Origin of the sequence: Nocardia farcinica (assembly GCF_029867845.1) — a bacterium.
GTDB classification, from domain to species: domain Bacteria; phylum Actinomycetota; class Actinomycetes; order Mycobacteriales; family Mycobacteriaceae; genus Nocardia; species Nocardia farcinica_A.
The window spans coordinates 1-3001 of record NZ_JARWRU010000393.1 but is presented as its reverse complement, the minus strand read 5'-3'; the positions used below and the strand labels follow the sequence as shown (position 1 = coordinate 3001).

At 71.0% G+C, this 3001-nt stretch carries 3 protein-coding genes and 1 pseudogene; all 4 read right to left on the bottom strand.

The window, feature by feature from the left end:
• Positions 1-789: pseudogene (locus QH283_RS08210) on the bottom strand (acyl-CoA dehydrogenase family protein); the annotation flags it as partial.
• 64 nt (positions 790-853) lie between these two features.
• A complete protein-coding gene (locus tag QH283_RS08205; protein ID WP_280502418.1) occupies positions 854-1711 on the bottom strand; it encodes a mycofactocin-coupled SDR family oxidoreductase in 858 nt (285 codons plus the stop codon).
• Positions 1712-1718: 7 nt separating this feature from the next.
• Positions 1719-2543, bottom strand: a complete 825-nt coding sequence (locus tag QH283_RS08200; RefSeq protein WP_280502417.1) for an enoyl-CoA hydratase-related protein — start codon at positions 2541-2543, stop codon at positions 1719-1721.
• The coding region (locus tag QH283_RS08195) for a class I adenylate-forming enzyme family protein (RefSeq protein ID WP_432420682.1) at positions 2536-3001 on the bottom strand (466 nt) is incomplete at its 5' end. The genes QH283_RS08200 and QH283_RS08195, both read right to left, overlap by 8 nt.

The window sequence follows — 3001 nt, the reverse complement described above, 5'->3', positions numbered from 1 at the left end:
CTCGAAGATCGAACGCGCGCCCGCCACCGCGGCGACGGCGATGGACAGTCGCTCCGAGGGCAGGTTGTGCATCAGGTGGTAGAAGCCGCGGTTCTCCTGGCCGAGCAGGTTCTCCTTGGGCACCCGCACGTCGGTGAAGTGCAGCTCGGCGGTGTCCTGGGCCTTGAGGCCCATCTTTTAGAGCTTGCGGCCGCGCACGAAACCGGGCATGCCGCGCTCGACGACAAGCAGCGAGAACGCCTTGTGGCCGGCAGCCGGGTCCGGGTTCGTGCGCGCCACCACGACCACCAGGTCGGAGTTGATGCCCGCGGAGATGAAGGTCTTGGAGCCGTTGAGCACGTAGTGGTCGCCGTCGAGGCGGGCGGTGGTCGTGATGGCCGACAGGTCGCTGCCCGCGCCCGGCTCGCTCATGGCCACCGCGAGCACGATCTCGCCGGAGGCGATGCCGGGAATCCAGCGCGCCTTCTGCTCCTCGTCGGCCAGATTGACGAAATACGGGCCGACCACGTCGTTCTGCAGACTCAGGCCGGGTGCCGCGCCGCCGAAGCGGGCCAGCTCCTCCACCACCACGGCGTTGAAACGGAAGTCGTCGACCGCGCCACCGCCGCCGTACTCCTCGGGCATGTTGAAGCCGATCAGGCCGGCGGCGCCCGCCTTCTTGTAGACCTCGCGGTCGACCTGTCCCTCGCGTTCCCAGCGTTCGGCGTTCGGCGCGATCTCGCGCTCGACGAACCGCCGCGCGGTCTCACGCAACTGCTCGTGCTCCGATTCGAATACCAGTCGCTTCATCGCGGCCTACTTCCGTTCGTCGGTTCTGCGTATCCGGGCGCCGCGCGCCCGGCTGTGGAGTGGATCATCGGCGCTTTCCGGTCGCACCCGCGTCGATCTTGAGCTGCACGCCGGTCACATAGCGCGACTCGTCGGAGGCCAGATACACCACCGCGTGCGAGACGTCGGCGGCCTCCACCCACGGGACCGGCATGGCCTGCATGGCGGGGAAGGCCGCGGCGGCGTCCTCGGCCGTCGGGTTCGCCAGATCGGGCCGGAACTGCCGGTACATCACCGGGCTCTGCAACATCGGGGTGTTCACATTGGTCGGGTGGATGACGTTCACCCGGATCGAGTGCGGCGCCAGCTGATCCGACAGCTTCATGGTGTAGGAGTCGACCAGCTGCTTGGCGTAGTTGTAGCCCGCGCCGCCCGGGCCGGCGGGTCCGCCGCTCGAGCCGGCGGCCAGCAGTCCGGCGATGGAGCCGATGGTGACGACCGAGGCGCCCGCGCGCAGGTACGGCAGCGCCGTGTGCACGGTGTTGAGCACGCCGACGAAGTCGACGTCGAGCGCGTCGGCGAAGGCGGTGACCTCCTTGCCCTCGCCCAGCGGGCAGATACCGGCGTTGGCGACCACCACGTCCAGCTTGCCCAGTTCCGCCACCCCGGCCGCCAGCGCGGCGGCCCGCGCCGCCCGGTCGCGCACGTCGACCTCGGCGGTGACCGCCCGCCTGCCGGTCTTCTCCACCTCGGCGGCGGCCTCGGCCAGGTCCTCGGGAGTGGCCAGCGGGTAGTCGTTGGACTCGATGTCGCGGCAGATGTCGATCAGGATGATGTCGGCGCCTTCTTCGGCCAGCCGGACCGCGTGGCTGCGGCCCTGGCCGCGCGCCGCGCCGGTGACCAGGGCGACCTTGCCGTGTACCCGTCCGGGTTTCGCACTCACGAGCCAGTCACCGCGCCTTCCACCGCGGGGCGCGCTTCTCGGTGAACGCGCGCGGCCCCGCGGCGGCGTCCTCGGTGCGCAGCAGCGCCGCGACCTCGTCGAGATTGTGCTTCCACTGATCGCGTTCGTTCTCGGGACGGCCGTCCCGCACGCCGTAGGCGAGACGCTTGGTGGCCCACACCGCCAACGGGGCGTTGGCCGCGATCGTGTGGGCCAGCGTCAGCGCCGCCTCGAGCGCCTTGCCGTCGGGCACCACCTCGTTGATCAGACCCCAGCGCTGCGCCTCCGCGGCGGTGATCGGCTCGCCGGTGAGCAGCAGTCGCATGGCGACCCGGCGCGGGATCTGCTCGGGCAGCCGGAAGGCGCCGCCCGCACCGGCGATCAGGCCGCGGGTGACCTCGGGCAGGCCGATCTTCGCCGACTCCACCGCCACCACGAGGTCGCTGGCCAGCACGAGTTCCGCGCCGCCACCGAAGGCGAGGCCGTTGACCGCGGCGATGGTGGGCTTGTCGATGAAATGCCCGACGTAGCCGCCGAATCCCCAGGAGGCGTGGCCCTCGACGTAGAAGTCCTCGCCCCGGGACAGCGCCGCGAGATCGGCGCCGGCGCAGAAGGCCTTGTCGCCCGCGCCGGTGAGCACGACCGCGCGCACCTGCGGGTCGTTCGCGGCTTCCTCGAGCGCGTAGCCGATGGTGGTGCCGACCGCCTGGTTCACCGCGTTGCGGACGTGCGGGCGGTTGATGGTGAGCACCAGGACGTGCCCGTCGCGTTCGACGAGCACCGGTGGCGCCTGGCTCGTCTCGCTCTGCGGTGCGGTGTTGTTCTCAGGCATGGGTGTCGGTGCCCTCCAGCATCTCCAGGTCTTCCAATATCTCCAGCAGTCTGCGGCGGTCGACCTTCAACGCCGCGCCGCGCGGCAGTTCGTCCAGGATGCGCACGGCGACCGGCACCTCGTAGGGGGTGAGCCGCTCCCGGCAGTGGCGCACCAGTTCCTCGGTATCGGGCACACGGGCGGCGGTGCGCAACTCCACCGCGGCCACCGGCACCTGCCCGAGCCGCTCGTGTGGCAGGCCCGCCACGGCGGCCTCGGCGACGCTGTCGTGCGATTGCAGGGCGCGCACCACTGTGGCCGGGGAGATCTTGAAGCCACCACGGATGATCACGTCGTCGGCACGGCCGTCGATGTAGAGGAAGCCGTCCTCGTCCAGGTGCGCCAGATCGCTGGTGGTCACCCAGCCGCCGTCGCCGTCGCCGGCAGCCTGCGGCGTGCGGACGCGCAGCCTGCCGGTG

Bases quoted from the DNA above. Each gene is read 5' to 3' on its own strand.
- QH283_RS08200 (WP_280502417.1), bottom strand. From the start codon at position 2,543: ATGCCTGAGAACAACACCGCACCGCAGAGCGAGACGAGCCAGGCGCCA.